Here is a 19,297-nt window from a genome sequence, read left to right on the forward strand (position 1 = left end):
CGGCTCGGTCCCACCGACGTCATCCTCGCCGCCGGGTGGCTCGACCTGCAGATCCCCCTTTTCCGCGCCCCGGCCGCATGCTGGTGCGCCCGAGCGATCGTGGAATCGACCGACACTTCCCAGGTGATCAACCCAGCCGCATCAGCCAAAGCCTGCAGCCTGGTCAGGATCGCCGCCCAGGCACCGTTGCGCTGCCAGCGACGAAACAGGCCATACACCGTCTGCCACGGCCCATACTCGCCTGGCACGTCGCGCCACGGTGTGCCTGCCCGCACCCGCCACCTGATCCCGTCAATCAACTGCCGTTTCGTCCACTTGGGCGGCCGACCAGACTTCTTCGGCGTGGGCAGCACCGACTCCAGGATCGGCTCCAGTACCACCCATTGCGCGTCGGTCAGATCGAACCGCCCCGCCGCCGCTACGCTGGCCACGAGGTCTCCGTGCTGATGGTCGTCTTGGTCGATGAACCATCTACCGGAGACCTCGCACGTTCTTGATCACCGACACGCCGAGCACACCCAGATCACAACAACCACTTATGAAACAGGGCCTAGTCGCGCTTGGGCTTCGGCTTGGGGCTCTTCTCCCACTCGTCAACAGCGGCCTGCAGCGCCTCGACGTATTCCTCCAGCAGGTCGCGCAGCACAGTCGCCTTGTACAGGGCGTTACGCGCATCCGCCTTCGACCAGATGTCGAAGTCGAGCTGGATCGAGCGACGGCAGTCGGAGATCTCCAGCGAGGCCTCGACGTTGGGATCGCGGTCCTTCACGCGCTCCAGCTCGATGCTGGCGATCACGTTGGCGCCGGCGTGGTGCCGCGGGCGGTTCAGAAACTTCCGTCGATAAAGGAATCGACGCGTGGGCATGACATGCTCCTTCATCATGCCGACCTGGGCGGTCGGACCTAGATATCGGGGAGCACGGCACACCTCCTGGCTCTGTGGCGCTCCGCTGGGCAGGTACTGCGATGACCGGTACGTCCAGTTTCGCAGCCTGCCCAGCGGGAGTCCAAACGGTTTTCAGCTGCTGGCGTTCTCCACCTTCTCACCGGCGAACACCGCGGCCCGGCCCGCTTCCAGCCGCGCCACGGGCAGGCGGAACGGCGAGCAGGACACGTAGTCCAGCCCTGCCTGGTCGAAGAAGTGCACGGACGCGGGATCGCCGCCGTGCTCGCCGCAGACGCCGAGCTTCAGCCCCGGCCGGGTCGCGCGCCCTTTCTCACAGGCGATCCGGACCAGTGCGCCGACGCCCTCGGTGTCGAGCGACTCGAACGGCGACACTCCGAAGATGCCCTTCTCGAGGTACGCCGCGAAGAACGCGCCCTCCACGTCGTCCCGCGAGAAGCCCCACGTCGTCTGCGTGAGGTCGTTGGTGCCGAACGAGAAGAACTCCGCGGCCTCCGCGATCCGGTCCGCGGTCAGCGCCGCGCGGGGCAGCTCGATCATCGTGCCGATCGGGATGCGCAGCTCGACGTGCTCGTGCTGGTGCACTTCCTCGATGACCGCCTTGGTCTCCTCGCGGATCAGCTCCAGCTCCTCCAGCGCACCGACCAGCGGCACCATGATCTCGACCTTCGGGTCGCCGCCGGCCTCGATCCGGGCGGCCGCCGCCTCGGCGATCGCCCTTACCTGCATGTCGAACAGGCCCGGGATGACCAGGCCCAGCCGTACGCCGCGCAGACCCAGCATCGGGTTCTGCTCGTGCAGCCGGTGCACGGCCTGCAGCAGTCGCAGGTCGTTCTCGTGGTCCTCGCCGCGGTCCTCGGCCTGAGCCACGCGTACGGATAGCTCGGTGATGTCGGGCAGGAACTCGTGCAGCGGCGGATCGAGCAGGCGTACGGTCACCGGCAGCCCGTCCATCGCCTCGAACAGCTCGACGAAGTCGTCGCGCTGCAAGGGCAACAGAGCCGACAGTGCCGTGTCGCGCTCCTCGTCGGTGTCGGCCAGGATCAGCCGCTCGACGTACTTGCGGCGCTCGCCGAGGAACATGTGCTCCGTACGGCACAGCCCGATACCCTGTGCGCCCAGCTTGCGCGCGCGTACGGCGTCCTCGGGCATGTCGGCGTTCGCGCGTACGCCCAGCCGGCGCCGCTCGTCGGCCAGCGTCATCACCCGGTCGACGGCCTGCACCAGGTCGTCGGCCTCGTTGCTCGAGGCGGCCAGATCACCTTCGAAATAACGCATGATGGGCGACTCGACGACCGGAACCTCACCGAGGTAAACGTCGCCGTTCGAGCCGTCGATCGAGATCACGTCGCCTTCGGCGACCTCGACGCCGCCGCGTGCGGTGAACACCCGCTTCTTGGTGTCGACCTGCAGCTCCTCCGCGCCGCAGACACAGGTCTTGCCCATGCCACGTGCGACGACGGCCGCGTGGCTGGTCTTGCCGCCGCGACTGGTGAGGATGCCGGCCGCCGCGATCATGCCGCCGAGGTCGTCGGGGTTGGTCTCGCGGCGTACGAGGATGACCTGCTCGCCCTGCGCCGCGCGTTCGACGGCGGTCTCGGAGTCGAAGACCGCCTTGCCGACGGCCGCGCCCGGTGAGGCGTTCATGCCCTTGGCGATGCGCTTCTTCTCGGCCTGGTCGTCGAACTTCGGGAACATCAGCTGCGACAGCTGTTCGCCGTTGACTCTCCGCAGCATCTCCTCCTCGTCGATCACGCCCTGGTCGACCAGCTGCGTCGCGATCCGGAACGCCGCCGCGGCCGTGCGCTTGCCCACCCTGGTCTGCAGCATCCAGAGCTTGCCGCGCTCGATGGTGAACTCGATGTCGCACAGGTCCTGGTAGTGGCCCTCGAGCGTGGCCATGATGTCGAGCAGTTCGTCGTAGCTCTGCTTGTCGATGTGCTCGAGCTCGGTGAGGGAGACGGTGTTGCGGATGCCGGCTACGACGTCTTCACCCTGGGCGTTTTGCAGGTAGTCGCCGTAGATGCCCTGCGAGCCTGTCGCAGGGTCGCGGGTGAACGCGACGCCGGTGCCGGAATCGTCGCCCTGGTTGCCGAAAACCATCGCGACGATGTTGACCGCGGTGCCGAGGTCGGCGGGAATGTGTTCCTGGCGACGGTAGACCGCGGCTCGCGGGGAGTTCCAGCTGTCGAACACCGCACGGATCGTCAGGTCCATCTGCTCGCGTGGATCCTGCGGGAAGTCGCTGCCCGTACGGTCGCGGATGACGCCCTTGAACGTGTCGACGAGCTCACGCAGCGCCTCGGCGTCGAGGTCGATGTCCTGCTCGGCTCCGCGCTGCTGTTTGGCCTCGTCGAGTGCGTCCTCGAACGCGTCGCCCTCGATGCCGAGCACGGTCTTTCCGAACATCTGCAACAGGCGACGGTAGGAGTCCCAGGCGAACCGTTCACTTTCGGCCTGGCGTGCCAATCCGTGCACGGATTGGTCATTGAGTCCGATGTTGAGAACAGTGTCCATCATTCCGGGCATCGAGAACTTCGCGCCGGAACGTACCGAAACCAGCAGTGGGTCGTCGGGCTGACCGAGCTGCTTGCCGAGGGCCTTCTCCACCGATGTGAGGTGCTCGGTCACCTCGTCGTGCAACTCAGGCGGAACCTCACCGCTGTCCAGATAGGCCCGGCAGGCCTCGGTTGTGATCGTGAAGCCCGGGGGTACGGGAAGTCCGAGGTTCGTCATCTCGGCGAGGTTTGCCCCCTTACCGCCGAGAAGATCTTTCATCTCTTTGTTGCCTTGGGCGAAGTCGTAAACATACGTCGGCACGGCAACCTCCATTCGCTGCCGGCGTGATCCCTTGCTTGGACCCTAAACCTGTTGTACCCGCTGCCGTAGATCCAAAGGTTTGTTTCGGAGGGGCAAGGTGGCCCGGCGCAACCCCTGCAGGGCGACCGTGGTCGAGAAGTCGGTGATCGGGGCGCCCGGCAGGCCGTAGAGGCGGCGAGCCCACCCCGGCAGGGACGACATCGAGAGCGCCAGCATCGTGGGCGCGAACAGCCGCAGCGGCGCGAGCTTGAGCGGCGTGGGAGGGTTGACGACGTTCAGCAGGCTCTTCTTGGCCTCGTCGCAGGCGTAGAGGCGCGGCCTGATCTCGTCGAAGTAGGCGTCCAGGTCGGCGCGGTTGGCGGGCACGTCGTCCGGGCTGAGGCCGACGACCTCTGCCGCCCGCCGGTTCTCGTCGATGTACCGGTCCTCCTCACGCGCGTCGATCACGCCGGCCCGGCGGGAGACGCTGGCGTAGGAGTCGATCTCGGCGCAGTGCACCCAGAGCAGGCCCGCGGGCTCGTCCAGCGGGAACGTCTCGCCCGTGTCGGGGTCGAAGCCGGAGAGCCGGGAGTGCAGCGCACGGACGCGCGCGGCGTACCGCTCGACGGCTTCGGTGCTGCCGAACGACCGCAACGTGACGAAGCGGGCCGTGCGCAGGAACCGCTCCCACGACTTCTTGCGGTCGAACAGCGCGGAGTTCTGGTACGTGCCGCGCATCACCCGCGGATGCAGGGACTGCAGGAGCAACGCCCGAAACCCGCCGACCCACAGCACCTGTTCGACGTGCACCTTCCACGTTACGGAGCCGGGGCCGAACAGCCCGTAATCCTCGCCCTCCTCGCCCACCCCATCGACTGTACGCGCGCCCCTCCCGCCTGCGAATGACCACGTTAACCACGTAATTGGCGGGTTAACCACGCCCCGGGACGTGGCGAACCACCTACTTGCGTGGCGAAGTCCGACGTGGTCATCGCGCGAGGGCTGGGAGAGCGGGCGGCCGGACGGCGGTGCATTCTGGCGGACGGCCCGGTTGGACGACTACCTCGTCCAGCCGGACGACGCCGTGCCCCGAGCTCGAGTGACGAACGTTCACTCTTCGCAGCACTCGTATGTGCCCTGCTAGGCGTCAACCGGGCTGGGAACCGCAGGTCAGCGCCACCACACCAGCGAATGACCACGTTAACCACGCGATTACGTGGTCAACGTGGTCATTCGGGCCGCGCGACGGAGCCGCACATCGGTACAGCGCCACGTGTCTACGCGTGGCGACCTGCTGACTTGCGTGGCGAGGTCGTGCTTCGCCACGCAAGTAGGTGGTTCGCCACGTCCCGGGGCGTGGTTAACCCGCCAATTACGTGGTTAACGTGGTCATTCGCGGCGAGGGGTTGGGGCGGCGAGCGAGCGGTGGGCGCTAGGGGCGGTCGGTCTCCCAGGCGACTGTCTCCGCGACGATCTGCGAGTCGGAGGCGGACTGGGCCGCCAGGGTCGCGGTTGCGGGCGGGGGATTGTCGTAGGTCAGGTGGAGCGTGGGGTCGCGGTCCTCGACGACGTAGGTTGCGCGGACTTCCGCCGGCGCCCCCGCCGAGAAGACGTACGGCAGCCGTACGAAGTCCGACGACAGGGAGTCCGGCGTGATCCGGGTACGCACGTAGCCGCGCTGGTTGTTGTAGAACTTCAGGTGCGGGTTGATCGTCAGGAACGGGTGGTCCGACGGGATCGAGTCGGCGCCGTTGCCGCCGGAGGTGATCGAGCTGCAGACCAGTTCGGTGCCCACCGAAGGCCCGGTCGGGTCGTCGTAGTCGAGCTTCAGCTCGCTCGCCCAGTGCGCGTGCACGTCACCCGTCAGCACCACCGGGTTACGCACGCCCGCGTCGACCCAGCCCTGCGTGATCCGCTGCCGCGATGCGACGTAGCCGTCCCACGCGTCCATGCTGGTGACCTTGACCGGGCCGGCGTCGTTGTCGCGCTGCGCGAAGAACACCTGCTGGCCGATCACGTCCCAGCGCACCCGAGAGCGATGGAAGCCGTCGATCAGCCATTCCTCCTGCGTAGAACCCATGATCGAGCGCGCGGGATCAACCGCGGCCGGACAGTCCTTGTAGCCGTCGCCGCAGCCCTGGTCGTCGCGGAACTGGCGGGTGTCGAGCATGTGGAAGTTGGCCAGCCGGCCCCACCGGATCCGCCGGTAGAGCTGGACGTTCGGCCCGTTCGGCACCGACGTACGACGCAGCGGCATGTTCTCGTAGTACGCCTTGAACGCCGCCGCACGCCGCGCCTGGAACGCCGACCCGGCCGGCGTCTGGCTGCCCGCCTCCGGGATGTCGTCGGCCCAGTTGTTCTCGACCTCGTGGTCGTCGAAGACGACGAGCCACGGGGCCACCGCGTGCGCCTCCTGCAGGTCGGCGTCGGCCTTGTACTGCGCGTGCCGCTGCCGGTAGTTGGCCAGCGTGATGGTCTCCGGGCCTTCGTGGTCGCGCGGGTTGCCACCCGGTGCGACGTAGTCGCCCTTGACGTACTCGTACTGGTAGTCGCCGAGGTGCAGGATCAGCTCCGGCTCGTCCTCGGCGAGTCGCCGGTACGCGGTGAAGTAGCCGTGCTCGTACTGCGAGCACGACACGAAGCTCATGTCCAGCTTGGAGATCAGGCTGCCCGGCGATGGCGCGGTCCTGGTCAGGGCGACCCGCGAGACGTACGAGCCGGTACGGAAGCGGTACCAGTACTCCCGGCCCGCCTCCAGCCCGGAGACCTCGATGTGCACGCTGTGCCCCCACTCGGGACGCGCGGCGGCGGTGCCGGAACGCACGATGTTACGGAACCGCGCGTCCTTGGCGAGCTGCCACTGCACACCGAACACCTGGTTCGGCATGCCGCCCATGCCGTCCTCCGCCAGCGGATCCACCGCCAGCCGGGTCCACAGCACGAAGCCGTCGTCGGTCGGGTCGCCGGAAGCGACCCCCAAGGTGAACGGGTTGCCGCGAAGCTGCGCAGCCGCGCCCGCCACCTGGGGCAGAGCGATCAGCGAGCCGGCAGCCACGCCTCCGACCAGAAATGTCCTACGTCCAAGATCTTGGTTAGCCACGCGAGTCAGCGTGAGCTGCGCAGATGAAGGCCCAACGAGCAGAAGATGTCCGCGAGGTGATCTGGCCGGGATCGGCCAGGCGGCGAACTCAGCGCAAGCTGGACAGAACCTGCTCGAACCCTTCCGGCGACACCGCCAGCTTGTTGTCGAACGGCCGGTCCAGCGCGGCCAGCAGATAGAGCGCCAGCACCATCACCACCGCCATCAGGGTCACGAGGATGCGCTGGAGTCGCGTGTTGCTCACGCGGAACAAGTACGCCAGGAAGACCGTCAGCAACGCGCCGCCGAGCAGGAGGAACCACAGCAGCGAAGGCATCGCCGACCCGCCCGCCGACAGGCGCGCGCGGCGGCTGTCGCTCAGCTGGTTGAGGCGCGAGACCGACTGCGCGTACAGCGGGCTGGCCCGCTCCCTGGCGTCCATCGAGGTGTAGACGTTCCACAGGCCGCTGAGCGCGTCCGCGGTCTGGTCGCTGGAGCCGCCGTGGTCGATCGACGGCCACTCCGCGATCGCCGAACGGACATAGGCCAGCGACGTTTCGTCAACCTGGGCTTGGACTTCGGCGCTGAAGCCGTCGGCCATGCGGTCGATCTCGGCGACCGCGCTCACCTCCTGTGCGACGGCCCGGTTGGCGTCGGCGTTGGCCTGCCAGACCACCACGATCGCGAAGCCGAAGAGGAGGGCGTAGATCGCGGCGATCGTGGTGAAGGCGGCCTCCACCGCGTCGTTGTCCTCCTCTTCCGGCGGGTAGAAGACCCACACGACCGACAGGCCGAGCTGCGCGAACTCCACCGCCATCGCGACCAGCAGGCCGGCCTCCGCCCACATCGGCAGGTCGAACGCCCGCCGCAGCAGGAGGTACGCCAGACCCGTCAACGCCGTCATCGCGGCCAGCAGGAGCACTCCGGCCAGCCGCGAGCGCCGGGCATGGTGGTGGGTCATCGGCGTTCGCCTCCACAGCTCGGTGGTTTGCCTACTTGCGGAAGAACATCCGCACAGCCACCACCATCGAGATCATCGGAATGCCGAGCGCCAGGATCGCGCTCGCGTCGCCGGGCACGGTGGGTTCGGGGACCTCCGGCACGACGGCGAGCTGGGCGGCCTGCGAGGGCTCGGGCACGGTGGGCGGTGTCGACTGTGGCAGCGCTGTCGGTCTCGGACTCGGACTCGGACTCGGCCGTACGGTCGGCCCGCCCGGCGCCTGCTCCGACCTCGGTAGTGGCGACGCGGCGGCCACCGGACCCGAAGCGGTCCGGGTCACGGGCAGCCCGTGCGCCCAGACCTGGTTGACCAGCGCGGCTCCGGCCGGTACGTCGGCACCGACCAGCATCGTCAGCACGAGCCGCGCCGACGCGCCGGAGGCCAGCGACGGGATCGTCCAGCGCAGCAGGCCGTCGCGCTCCTGTCGCACCTCTCCCGGCTGAGCCGACGCCGACGCCAGCGACACTCCCGCCGGCAGCCGGTCGAACACCACCAGGTCGGAAGCGGCACCGGCGCCGGCCGCGTTCGTCACCACGACGGTGGCCGTGACCCGCGAACCCGGCCGCGGCGCCACATCGCCGAACTCGACCGCGAAGTGCGGCGCGGCAGCCGGCACGGCAGGCGCGAACCCCGCGACGTTGCCCGAACGATCCGGATCGAGCGCGCGAACGGGCGTCAACGTGAACTCGCTCCGAGGCCGGGACTCCGCGCGCAGCCCGGGCGACGGCAGGACGCCGACCTCCAGCTCCCGCCGCTCCTCCACTCCGAGCTCCGCCACCTCGCAGGAGACCACCCGCCCCTTGCTCGTGCACTCCGCAGGCAACCGCGCCACCCGCAGCCCGGCCGCGAGCTCACCGCGCAGCCGCGCGTCCACGACGTCGGGCCCGCGGTTGGCCGCGGTGACCCTGAACGCGTAAGGCGTTCCCGGCGAGATCCGCCGCGGCCCGGTGGCCTCGACCCCGAGATCGCCGCTCGGCAGCCGCACCCGAGTCGTCCAGCTGTCGGAGTTGTCGGTCTCGTCGGCGTCCCGTCCGGCCGACCACACCACAGCCGTCGCGCGTGCCGTGGCGCGCGGAGGTGCCGCCGGATTCGCCCGTGCCGTCAACGAAATCGCCCAGCGCTCGTCGCGCCCGAACGCGGCCCGCGCGCACTCCAGCTGGTTCCGCACGGCATCGAGCGTGCAGCCGCGGGGAACGCCGTCGATCCGGACGACCGGATCCAGCCGCGCACGCACCACGACCGAGCTCGCAGGCAGGCCGCGGTTGCCGACGTCGAGCGTGTACGTGCCCTGCTCCCCCGGCCGCAGCTCCTCCGGCCCGCTGAGCCGGATCCCCAGATCGGCAGGCCCGCGGATGCGCACCTCGCCCGAAGCTCCGTTGTCTCCCCGGTTGTCGTCGAAGGCGAGCGAGCAGACGACAGCATAGCTCCGCAACGTGGTGCCGTCGGCGAGCGTCGCCGCCGTGCGCACGGTGACGACGATCCGCCGGGACTGGTCCGGCGTCAACGTTCCGAGCGCACACACGACCTCGTCGCTAGCGAACGTGCACGCGGGATCGCTGCGTACGTAGCGAACCCGCGCGTCGAGCACGTCCCGGACGACCGTGCCAACGGCGTCGCCGGGTCCGGCGTTGCGCACGGTCAGGACGTAGTCGAACGTGTCGCCGGCCGCCGCCTGCGCCGGCGCTGCGTGGTCGATCCGAAGGTCCGCCACGCACTGCGCGCCAGCCGCGCCCGCGCCCGCCAGCACGAAAACCGTGCAGAGCAAGGCGGTGACGGCAGCGCGCGACGAACCCATGCCGGGGACCATGTCCTGTCACCAAGATCCCCGAACTATCGTCAGACCGCTCTTACAGCTCTTACGAATACAGGCCGCCGGCTTCTACAGAGCGTGGGCGTTCCACGGCGTTCGTCGAGGCCGGAGGCAACTTCGTCGACACGGCAGGGGTCTACGGGAGCGGCGTCTCCGAAGAAGTACTCGGACGCTGGCCGACAGGCCGCGACCGCGACGAGCTCGTCATCGCCACGAAGGCCTGGGACCCGCGCGCCAGCGGCAACGGCCGCAGGAGCATCATCGCCGGCGTCGACGGAAGCCTTCGGCGGTTGGGCGTCGAATACATCGACCTCTACCAGACGCACGTCTTCGACCCGTTCACACCCGAAACCGAAGTGCTGTCCACCCTTTCCGAGCTCGTGCGGGCCGGAAAGGTCCGGTACCTCGGCGCGAGCAACTACCCGGCCTGGGCCCTGCAGAAGGCCGTCGATCTGGCCCGGATGCACGGCTGGGAGCCCTACGTCAGCCTGCAACCCCAGTACAACCTGATGATCCGGCACGCCGAATGGGAACTTGTCCCGCTCTGCCAGAACGAGGGGCTCGGCCTGATTCCCTGGGGTCCACTCAACGCCGGCTGGCTGTCCGGCCGGATCCGCCGCGGCATGTCCGGCCCACCCGACGGCACGCGAGTGGCCGAGTTCACCGCCGACGACCACGATCTTGGATGGAACCGGCAGACCACCGAGGAGAACTGGCGGCTGCTCGACGCGGTGTTCGCCGTCGCCGAACAACTCGGCCGCACACCCGCACAAGTCGCCCTCAGGTGGCTCAGCCAACAGCCCGCCGTGACCGCGCCCATCATCGGACCCCGCACTATCGGCCACCTCACTGACCACCTCGGCGCGGTCGGATGGACACTCGACAGCGAGTCCGTGCGGATACTCACCGAGGCGAGCGACCGCCCGCTGCCCTACCCGCAATGGGTGCTCCGTGACGCCGCGCGCCGCCCACGCACCACTACCGGGCGTCGCTAACGCACAGGTGACGGTACCCCGCTGCGACGAACGCCACGACGCGTCCGCCCGATACGCTCGCACGCGATGCGCTTGTACTTCGACCTCCAGGAAGCCGAGGAGTTCCAGGCCACCAGGGCGCTGCTCGTACGCCGGTGCCTGACCTGGCCGGAAGGGACCGAGGCGCGGGTAGCCGACTTCGCGATCGACGCCGCGTTGACCTACCGGCACGAGACCGCCGACGGCCGGCTCGGGTTCTGGACACCCGAGCACGTCACGGCGTTCCTGCTGGTGTACGTGCCGTACCACATCGCCGAGCTCGACAGCGACCTCGTGGCCGGATTCGCGCCGATGCCGGACAGCCTCCGGTGCCTGCTCAAGTACCTCTCGGCGCACGACCTGCTCGACCCGCGCGGTGCGAGCCTCGACCAGAACCTCGCCGCGATCAAGGCCGCCGAGCTGCACTTCCAGGCCGAGATCGACGAGCGGGACGAGTACGTCATCGAGGACCGCGAGACGCTCGAGGAGCTGGAGGAGGAACCCGAGCGGGTGCGAGCCTATCCGCCGGTCAGGCTGCCCGACGCCCCGCGACTGGCGGCTGCCGCCGAAGCCGGCCCGGTCCTGGCCCGCCTGCGAGCGTTGTGGGAGTGGGTCGGCGACGGGCGATCCACGTCGGACGTACCCGACCTGCCCGAGCCGGAGCAGCTCCTCGCCTGGGGGAAGCGGGCGCGGCTGATCCGCGTACGCAAGGGCCGACTGCTGCGCGTCGCGAAGGCCGAGCCGCTGCTGGCCGACCCGTTGGGGCTGTGGCTGCGTGCGTTCGAGGCGTTCCCCGAGATCGGCCGCGCGGTCTGCGGCCGGGCCTCGCTGCTGTACTCGTACTTCGAGGACGTCGTACCCGACCTGCTCAGGACTCTCTACTCGCTACCCCTCCCGATCCCGTTGATCCGGCTGCGGATCCCGATCCTGCACACGGTCGCCGAGCCGCGCGGCCTCGAGGCGTACACGGAGGAGAAGGCGCTCGACCAGGACGTCGACGCCATGCTCGAGCTACTCGTCGAGCTGGGTGTGATCGAGATCGGGCACGGGATGGCACACGAGATGTTCGCCGTGGACCTGGAGGAGGGCGGTCCGTGGCGGCCCGAGGAGATCCGGCTGATCCAGGACCAGCTGTCCCGGCCCGGTCCGCTGGTCAGGATCACGGCACTCGGTGCTTACGGCGTACGGTGGCTGCTGGTCGAAGCCGGTCTCGAGGCGCCGATGGTCGGCGAGCTCACCGACGTCCGGCCGGCGGAGCTGTTGAACGTACTCGCCGACTACTACTCGCCCGAGGCCGCCTCCGCCGAGATCGCGGGCTGGCTCGCCGCACACGACGACGACGTGGATGTGCTACTGGCGGCGGTCCGCGCCTGCCCGTTCCGGAACCGGGCCGCTGTCATGCTGCGCGTGCTCACCGATGCACTACCGGACGGCCGGCTGGTGCTGCCGCGGCTTCGGTCCGATGCCGTACTCGCACCGCTCGTACTCTCACAGCTGCTGGACGACGGTGTGCTGGAGCCCGGAGACGTCACGGCGCCGGAGAGCCTGCTGGCGATGACCGAGGGGTACCTGCGGTTGCTCGAACTGGGCGGTCCCGAGACCACGCTGGAGATCATCCGGCGGCAGGCCGGACCCAACCTGATGCCGATGGTGCGCGACATCCTCGCGTCCGGGCATCCCGACTTGGTTGGACTGAACGAGTTCAGGACGCTGGTGGCCGACGTGCTGCTGGAGGCGCCACACCGCCGCGGTAGCCGTGGAACGGGAAGGCTTCGCCCAGGTCACGGACCCGGCGGACATCGCCCGGGCCGAGGCCGGCCCGGCCACGGCCGCCCGCGCAGATAGCCAAGGCACTCAGGTCAGGTCGAACTCCCCACGCTTCACACTGCCGAGGAACGCCTGCCATGAGTTGCGGTCGAACACGTGCATGGGTCCGGCCGGATCCTTCGAGTCACGCACTGCCTGCTGAGCTTCGAGCGGCGCCACCTCGACACAGGATCCCCCACCGGAGCCGTTACTGTAGCTCGACTTGACCCACGCCACCTCGACGCACTCGCCGCCACCATTACCGTTGCTGTAGCTCGACTTGACCCACTTCAGGTCGTCCATTGCTCTTTCATCCTTCGAATCAGGTCCAATGAAGCGGCCGATGGCAGGGACTCCGCGAGGAGCTTCTCGTAGACCGCCTCCAGGTCAAGGACGTCCTCGCGCTGTGAAAGAACGAATCCCCTGGTCTCCGCCTCCAAATAGCCTAGCGTCGTGCCCTCCACAGTCGCTAACACAAAAGAGCTGTTGGCACTGGGAACGGCCGCAGACGGACAGATCTGGATGTGCACACGGCGGCTTGTGACCAACTCCTCGAGGTAGGCCATTTGCTCAGCCATCACCTCAGGTCCGCCGACGGGCCGTTCGAGCGCCTGCTGATCGAGGATGTAGCGGATGGTCGGTGGCTTCTCCCTGTCGAAGATGGCCTTGCGTGCCATCCGAGCGGCAACTGCGTCGTCGTCATCTTCCAGCACAGCGCGGGCATACCCCGTGGTCTGCAGCAGACCTGGCACGAGAACAAACGCGCTTCCGCGAATGACCTTCGCCTCACGCTCGATGCCCAGCCAGTCTTGGAACCACGGCTCGACGATCTCGATGGCCACCAGGTCCTGGCGGAGTTGAATCAAGTGGCCATTCGCCTCTGCCCCTCGGTCGCATGCCTCGGCGATCTCCTCACCCGGCTGAAAGCTTCCGGTCTCCAGGCTGGCGATCGTGCTTCGGGAGTAGCCGACTTTCTCACCGAGTGCTTCTTGGGTAAGGCCTGCCGCCTCGCGGTGCAGCTTTAGCTGTCTCCCCCACGCCAGCGCGAACGAGGATGGGTTCTTGGTCTTAGCCATGCACAAATGGTGACACGAAGCGTGGCCGAACGACTACGCGACTCAGCCGCCGGAGATGCCGAGTTCCGCCGGTGCGAGGTCGAGGCCTTGCGTACCGTCCTGATCGTCCAGCCAGCCTTGCGGATACGTCACGTTCCGCGGGCTGCCCTGCCGCCCACGCGGCTGCCCCAGCTCGTCCTTCGGGAATGGCTGGTCCCAGTCCAGCTGCGCCAGCAGATCGTCGAGTTGCGCGAGCGACTCGACCAGCCCGAGGTCGGCGCGCAGCTGGCGCGGCACCCGGAATCCCTTGAGGTACCAGGGGACGTGCTTGCGGAAGTCGCGAGGACCGCGGTACTCCCCCATGTCGGCGATCAGCAGCTCGACGTGCCGGCGCATCATGCCGGCCACCTCGCCCAGCGACGGCAGCTCGCACGCCGGCGATCCGGCGAACGCGTTCGCGAGGTCGCGGAACAGCCACGGCCGGCCGAGGCACCCGCGTCCGACGACAACGCCCGCGCAGCCCGTCGAATCCACCATCCGCATGGCGTCCGACGCCTCCCAGATGTCGCCGTTGCCCAGCACGGGAATCGACACGTGGCGTACCAGCTCGCCGATCGCGGACCAGTCGGCGACACCGGAGTAGTGCTGCGCCGCCGTCCGGCCGTGCAACGAGATCGCTGCCGCGCCGGACTCCTCGGCGATCCGGCCGGCGTCGAGGAAGGTGAGGTGGTCGTCGTCGATGCCCTTGCGCGTCTTCATCGTGACCGGCACGCCGTAGGGCGCGGCCGCCGACACCGCCGAACGCAGGATCTGGCCGAGCAGGTTGCGCTTCCATGGCAGCACGGCGCCACCACCGCGCCGGGTGACCTTGGGTACGGGGCAGCCGAAGTTGAGGTCGACGTGTGAGACACCGAACTCGTCGCAGAGGATGCGGGCCGCCTCGCCGATGTAGTAGGGGTCGACGCCGTACAGCTGCACCGACCGCACCGGGTCGCCCGCGTCGAACGACAGCATCCGCCGGGTGCTCTCGTCGCCCTCGACCAGGCCGCGCGAGGTGATCATCTCGCAGACGTTGAGGGGTCCGCCCTGCTCGCGGACCAGCTGCCGGAACGCGACGTTGGTGACGCCGGCCATCGGCGCCAGCACCACCGGCGGATCGACGGCGAGTGTGCCGAGTTTGAGTGTCATACGTTCCACACGAGCTCCAGGTCGGCAACGAGCTCGGGCAGGGAGTAGGTCGGGTGCGCGCCGCTCGTCACGGCGGCGTGCAGCTCCCGCCAGGCCGCCCGATGCGCGGTCTCGTACAGCGTCGGCTGCAGCTCTTCGCCGGTGTCGGAGATGCGGTAGGCCAGCGTCGGCCGAGCGTAGGCCGGGTCGGCGAACTCCAGCCGCCACTCCTCGCCCGGCGCGCGTACGGACAGGCGGGTTCGGCTGGTGCCGAAGTTGGAGGAGACCGTCGAGAGGTAGACCGGCACGGCGCCGGCCCGCGCCACCGCGTTGAAGCCGCCGACGTCGAAGTTGGCCAGCCGCAGCTCGTCGACCGGCCCGACCGCGACCCGGATCAGCGCCAGCTGGTCGAGCAGGAGGTCGAGCCCGTGCCGGCCAAGGTCGCCTGGCACGACCGACAGCAGGTCGACGACGGCAGCGCCGACCGCGGCCCGCGCGATCCGCTCGCGATGCTCCACCACCGTGGGATCGAGCGCCCAGGGCGTGTCGACCACCACGGGGACCTCGGCGGCCAGGTCATGCACGCCGGTGGCGGCGACGCCTCGCACGTCGGAGAGCAGCACACCACGCGCGCCGGAGTCGAGCACGTGGCGCAGCTCGGCCGGCCAGTCCTTCGACGACGCCTCCAGCGCCACCAGGTCGGCGTCACCGGCAACGGCCCGCACGGATTTCGGCAGGCCGGCCAGGACGGCGTGCGTCGCCGGCACATCCAGCGACGGCGACAGCTTGACCGTGAGCAGGTCGGTCATGGCAGCACCTCCGCAGCCCGCGCGCCGAACCCCACCGCCACCACATCGCCACCGCCGGCCACCGCACGCACAGACCCCGACACCCCAGCCAACGACCGCGCCAGCCCAACCACACGCAGGCCACTCATCCCAACACCTCCGCCGCTCGGTCGGCGATCTCCAGGGCGTAGGCGAGGTCGGCCACCAGGTCGTCGAGCTCGTACCGTGGCTTGCCACCCTCGGCGATCCGGATCAGCTCGTGCCACTCGGAGATATAGCCGTTGTCGGGGTAGGGCCCAAAGCGGCGCTCGCCCTCGCGGTCGCGCAGCACCGCTGTCGCCGAGCCGGCGCGGACGAACGACGGCGGGAAGTCGGCACTCAGCTCACCCGACGCGCCCCAGACCTCGAATGTCCACTCCGGCCGCCAGCCGGAGGTGATGTAGCCGATCAGCTCGGCGGTCCGGCCGTCCGGGCCCCGCAGCCCGACGACGTAGCCGAACGGCTCCAGCACGCGTACGTGGTCGACCGCCGCGATCTCGGGCAGGAACCGGCGTACGTGCGGCAGGTTGTGGATCGTGAGCCCGAGCAGCGCACCACTCAGCATCGCCTGCTGGACGGCCGGATCGGAGCGGTCGATGTCTGGCGTGGAGAACCGCGGCCGGGAGTGCAGCTGGGTCGACCAGTCTTCGTACCGTGCGTTGGGCGGCAGCTGGATGACCGAGCGCACATGGCGGGCGTCGGCGGGCAGGTCGCCCCAGCGTTCGGCCAGGTCGAGCCAGGCCCGGTCGTAGGAATGCATGGCGCCCACCACGACCGGGACCGACGCGGCCTGCGCGGCCGAGGCGAGCCGGCGCGCGTCGTCGAGGCTCACGGCCAGCGGCTTCTCGACCAGGATCGCCCGCTTGCCGGCGGCACATGCCTGGACCGCCTGGTCGGCGTGGAACTGGTGCGGGCTGCCGATCGCCACGATCTCGACGGCGGGGTCGGCCAGCAGCTCCTCGACGCTCGTTCCGTGGGTGGCACCCGCACGCGCGGCCACGGCCTTCGCGGTGTCGCCGTCGACGTCCATCACCCGCGCGACCCGGACCCGGTCGGACAGGCCTGCGATCGCCGGCAGATGGATGGTCTGGACGACCGGGCCCGCGCCGATGAAGCCCACTCCCATGGGACTGCTCATGTGATCAGACCGCCTAGGAATCCGCTGGCTTGAACACCAGCACGAACTTGGGCTCGCCGTTGTCGCCCTTGGTGAGCATGAGCTCGCCGTGGTAGGTGGTGCGCTTGTTGTGAGTGTCGGTGACCCAGCAGGTCACGCCGTCGCTCTTGTCGACCCGGACCAGCTCGATGTCGACGATGTCGCAGGTGACCCGTGCCGGCCGGAACGCCTGGCGGGTCGCTTCGTAGACCGCCTTGTCCTCCGACACCGGCAGCCACGACGCCCGCCAGTCGAGCTTGAGCTGCTTGCTGCTGACCTTCGCGGTCACCTTGAACGTCGGCTTGACGCCGGACGTGGCGACCGTGCAGTCGAACTTGTAGGTGCCGACCTTGATCAGCTTGCTCTCGGCGATGTCGCAGTCGGTCTCGGAGCCCTTGTCGACGACACCTGCCGAGCTCCAGGCGACCTTGGCCAGGAGGTATTCGATGCGGTCGAGCTCGGCCGCGGAGTCTTTCGGCGGCGAGGGGTACTTCGGATCGGGGTAGCCGTCGGCCGGCTGCTCGAGTGCCTTCAACGTCACCGTCGCCGGCTGGTTGGACGGCTTGTCATCGGTGCCGGGGTTCTGCTTGGCCGGATTGGTGCCGGGCGGACCACTGTCGGTCTCGCTGGTGGTCGGCTTGGGGCGCGTACCGGCGCCTTCGTTGACCGGGAGCTCGCGTACGCCGGTGCTGGCGCCGAGGTCACCGCCACAACCGGCGACGACGAGACAGATGATCGCGGCTACGACCACCAGCAAGCGCTGCCGGAGATGCACTGCGGACATCGAAGGACCCTGGCTCCTAACAGCCGATCAAACGTTCGCCGAGATAGCTCGTGACCACCCCGATCGGGATCCGCTCCTGCTTCATCGAGTCACGTTCGCGCACGGTCACACAGTTGTCTTCCAGCGTGTCGAAGTCAACGGTGACGCAGTAAGGGGTCCCGATCTCGTCCTGCCGACGATACCGGCGTCCGATCGCTCCCGCATCATCGAACTCGACGTTCCAGGCACCGCGCAGCTCCGCGGCCAGGTCCTTCGCCTTCGGCGACAGGTCGGCGTTGCGTGAGAGCGGCAGCACGGCGACCTTGACCGGCGCGAGCCGGGGGTCGAGCCGCAGGACCGTACGGCGCTCGAGCTTGCCCTTGGCGTTGGGCGCCTCGTCCTCGGAGTAGGCCTCGAGCAGGAACGTGACCATCGCTCGTCCGACGCCGGCGGCCGGCTCGATGACGTAGGGGGTCCAGCGCTCGCCCTTCTCCTGGTCGAAGTACGAAAGATCGACCCCGGAGGCCTTGCTGTGGGCGGACAGGTCGTAGTCGGTGCGGTTGGCGATGCCCTCGAGCTCGCCGAACTCCTCGGCTCCGAAACCGAAGCGGTATTCGATGTCGACCGTGCGCTTGGAGTAGTGCGAGCGCTTTTCGGCCGGGTGCTCGTAGAACCGCAGGTTGTCGGGGTTGATGCCGAGGTCGACGTACCACTCCATGCGGGCGCGCAGCCAGTGCTCGTGCCACTCCTCGTCGGTGCCGGGCTCGACGAAGAACTCCATCTCCATCTGCTCGAACTCGCGGGTGCGGAAGATGAAGTTACCCGGCGTGATCTCGTTGCGGAAGCTCTTGCCGAGCTGCGCGATGCCGAACGGAGGCTTGCGGCGGGAGGAGTTGAGCACGTTCAGGAAGTTGACGAAGATGCCCTGCGCGGTCTCCGGGCGTAAGTAGTGGAGGCCTTCCTCGGACTCCACCGCGCCGAGGTGGGTCTTGAGCAGGCCGTTGAACATCTTCGGCTCGGTGAGCGAGCCGGCCGAGCCGCAGTCGGGGCACTTGACGTCGGCGAGGCCGTGGACGGGCGCGCTGCCGTGCTTGGCCTCGTAGGCCTCTTCGAGGTGGTCGGCGCGGAACCGGTGGTGGCAGACCTGGCACTCGGTCAGCGGATCGACGAACGTCTCGACGTGGCCGGACACCTCCCAGACCCGGCGCGGCAGGATCACCGAGGAGTCGAGCCCCACGATGTCGTCGCGGCTGCGCACCATCGCGCGCCACCACTGGCGCTTGATGTTGTCCTTGAGCTCGACACCGAGCGGACCGTAGTCCCAGGCAGAACGGGTCCCTCCGTAGATCTCGCCGCAGGGATAGACGAATCCGCGGCGCTTACAGAGGCTTACGAGGGAGTCCAAACGATCTGCTGGCACAGAGATCTCCGTCCGGCTGGGTGTCGGCGAGTAGGTGAAGCCACCCAGAGTACCGTTTGGAGCCAAACCATTCCGCCCCACGGTCACACTGAGTCGCCAGAATCGTGGTCGTACGCAGGCTCGACGCCTACTCGAAGGAGCCGACATTGCCGCCCAAGCCCGCCGAACCGCCGGCGAAGAGCGCGTTGCGCCAGGTGATGGAACGGCGTTCCTATCCCCTGCTCAGGTGGCTGCACAAGCGGCCGCGCTGGCTGGTCACCGGGGTACTGACCGCCCTGATGGTGGCGGGTCTGTTCGTTCCGCTGCCGTGGGGCTTCGTGTTCCTCGCGCTGTTCGTGCTGTTCCAGGGCTGGCTCGCCTATCTCGCGTGGCCGGCGAGCTCGACCTCGCAGCGGCGGATCTATGTGATCGCGCTCGGACTGGCGCTGGCGGCGGTCGTTCTGCGCACGCTGAGTTAGCACTGAAACGTGAAGCAGGACTTGCGTACGTATGTGACAA

18 protein-coding genes are annotated in these 19,297 nt (G+C 68.6%); 3 read left to right on the forward strand and 15 right to left on the reverse strand.

The features are described 5' to 3' along the window. The 7 genes from ACYVF6_RS03585 to ACYVF6_RS03615 all read right to left on the reverse strand — a co-directional run. Positions 1–431, reverse strand: a 431-nt coding sequence (locus ACYVF6_RS03585; RefSeq protein ID WP_460515679.1) for an IS5 family transposase, incomplete at its 3' end; no start/stop codon positions are given. A 119-nt stretch (positions 432–550) separates the two neighbouring features. After that, positions 551–865: a hypothetical protein gene (locus tag ACYVF6_RS03590; RefSeq protein WP_460515681.1), complete on the reverse strand. Its 315-nt coding sequence runs from the start codon at positions 863–865 to the stop codon at positions 551–553. Positions 866–1,018: 153 nt separating this feature from the next. After that, complete coding sequence (gene ppdK, locus ACYVF6_RS03595; RefSeq protein WP_460515683.1) at positions 1,019–3,736, reverse strand: pyruvate, phosphate dikinase; 2,718 nt, start codon at positions 3,734–3,736, stop codon at positions 1,019–1,021. A gap of 30 nt (positions 3,737–3,766) precedes the next feature. Continuing rightward, the gene (locus ACYVF6_RS03600) at positions 3,767–4,570 is read right to left on the reverse strand and encodes an oxygenase MpaB family protein (protein WP_460515685.1); all 804 of its coding nucleotides are present in this window, start codon (positions 4,568–4,570) and stop codon (positions 3,767–3,769) included. 565 nt (positions 4,571–5,135) lie between these two features. Continuing rightward, positions 5,136–6,803, reverse strand: coding sequence for an alkaline phosphatase D family protein (locus ACYVF6_RS03605; protein ID WP_460515687.1), 1,668 nt, complete (start codon positions 6,801–6,803; stop codon positions 5,136–5,138). 88 nt (positions 6,804–6,891) lie between these two features. After that, entirely contained in the window at positions 6,892–7,743 is an 852-nt protein-coding gene (locus tag ACYVF6_RS03610) for a bestrophin-like domain (RefSeq protein ID WP_460515689.1), read from the reverse strand. Positions 7,744–7,774: 31 nt separating this feature from the next. Next, positions 7,775–9,577: a DUF11 domain-containing protein gene (locus ACYVF6_RS03615; protein WP_460515691.1), complete on the reverse strand. Its 1,803-nt coding sequence runs from the start codon at positions 9,575–9,577 to the stop codon at positions 7,775–7,777. Between the two features lie 26 nt (positions 9,578–9,603). On the opposite strand from ACYVF6_RS03615, the gene ACYVF6_RS03620 reads away from it, so the two are divergent. Both ACYVF6_RS03620 and ACYVF6_RS03625 read left to right on the forward strand, forming a co-directional pair. Continuing rightward, a complete protein-coding gene (locus tag ACYVF6_RS03620; RefSeq protein WP_460515975.1) occupies positions 9,604–10,587 on the forward strand; it encodes an aldo/keto reductase in 984 nt (327 codons plus the stop codon). A 66-nt stretch (positions 10,588–10,653) separates the two neighbouring features. After that, positions 10,654–12,450, forward strand: coding sequence for a hypothetical protein (locus ACYVF6_RS03625; RefSeq protein WP_460515693.1), 1,797 nt, complete (start codon positions 10,654–10,656; stop codon positions 12,448–12,450). A gap of 9 nt (positions 12,451–12,459) precedes the next feature. On the opposite strand, the gene ACYVF6_RS03630 is transcribed toward ACYVF6_RS03625, so the two are convergent. Genes ACYVF6_RS03630 through ACYVF6_RS03665 form a run of 8 tightly spaced genes read right to left on the reverse strand, consistent with a single transcriptional unit; the run spans position 12,460 to position 18,799 of the window. Beyond that, positions 12,460–12,714: a DUF397 domain-containing protein gene (locus tag ACYVF6_RS03630; RefSeq protein ID WP_460515695.1), complete on the reverse strand. Its 255-nt coding sequence runs from the start codon at positions 12,712–12,714 to the stop codon at positions 12,460–12,462. After that, entirely contained in the window at positions 12,702–13,487 is a 786-nt protein-coding gene (locus ACYVF6_RS03635; protein ID WP_460515697.1) for a helix-turn-helix domain-containing protein, read from the reverse strand. Before ACYVF6_RS03635 ends, ACYVF6_RS03630 begins: the two co-directional genes overlap by 13 nt. Before the next feature lie 42 nt (positions 13,488–13,529). After that, a complete protein-coding gene (dusB, locus tag ACYVF6_RS03640) occupies positions 13,530–14,654 on the reverse strand; it encodes a tRNA dihydrouridine synthase (RefSeq protein ID WP_460515699.1) in 1,125 nt (374 codons plus the stop codon). Then, complete coding sequence (locus ACYVF6_RS03645) at positions 14,651–15,442, reverse strand: hypothetical protein (protein ID WP_460515701.1); 792 nt, start codon at positions 15,440–15,442, stop codon at positions 14,651–14,653. The genes dusB and ACYVF6_RS03645 overlap by 4 nt, the downstream gene beginning before the upstream one ends. After that, positions 15,439–15,570, reverse strand: a complete 132-nt coding sequence (locus ACYVF6_RS03650; RefSeq protein WP_460515703.1) for a hypothetical protein — start codon at positions 15,568–15,570, stop codon at positions 15,439–15,441. Before ACYVF6_RS03650 ends, ACYVF6_RS03645 begins: the two co-directional genes overlap by 4 nt. Continuing rightward, a complete protein-coding gene (locus tag ACYVF6_RS03655; protein ID WP_460515705.1) occupies positions 15,567–16,598 on the reverse strand; it encodes a Gfo/Idh/MocA family protein in 1,032 nt (343 codons plus the stop codon). Before ACYVF6_RS03655 ends, ACYVF6_RS03650 begins: the two co-directional genes overlap by 4 nt. A gap of 13 nt (positions 16,599–16,611) precedes the next feature. Further along, entirely contained in the window at positions 16,612–17,400 is a 789-nt protein-coding gene (locus ACYVF6_RS03660) for a hypothetical protein (RefSeq protein WP_460515707.1), read from the reverse strand. A gap of 16 nt (positions 17,401–17,416) precedes the next feature. Continuing rightward, a complete protein-coding gene (locus ACYVF6_RS03665) occupies positions 17,417–18,799 on the reverse strand; it encodes a glycine--tRNA ligase (protein ID WP_460515709.1) in 1,383 nt (460 codons plus the stop codon). A 104-nt stretch (positions 18,800–18,903) separates the two neighbouring features. On the opposite strand from ACYVF6_RS03665, the gene ACYVF6_RS03670 reads away from it, so the two are divergent. Further along, positions 18,904–19,257: a DUF6703 family protein gene (locus ACYVF6_RS03670; protein WP_460515711.1), complete on the forward strand. Its 354-nt coding sequence runs from the start codon at positions 18,904–18,906 to the stop codon at positions 19,255–19,257. Positions 19,258–19,297: the final 40 nt, after the last annotated feature.

Source organism: Flindersiella endophytica (genome assembly GCF_054779015.1).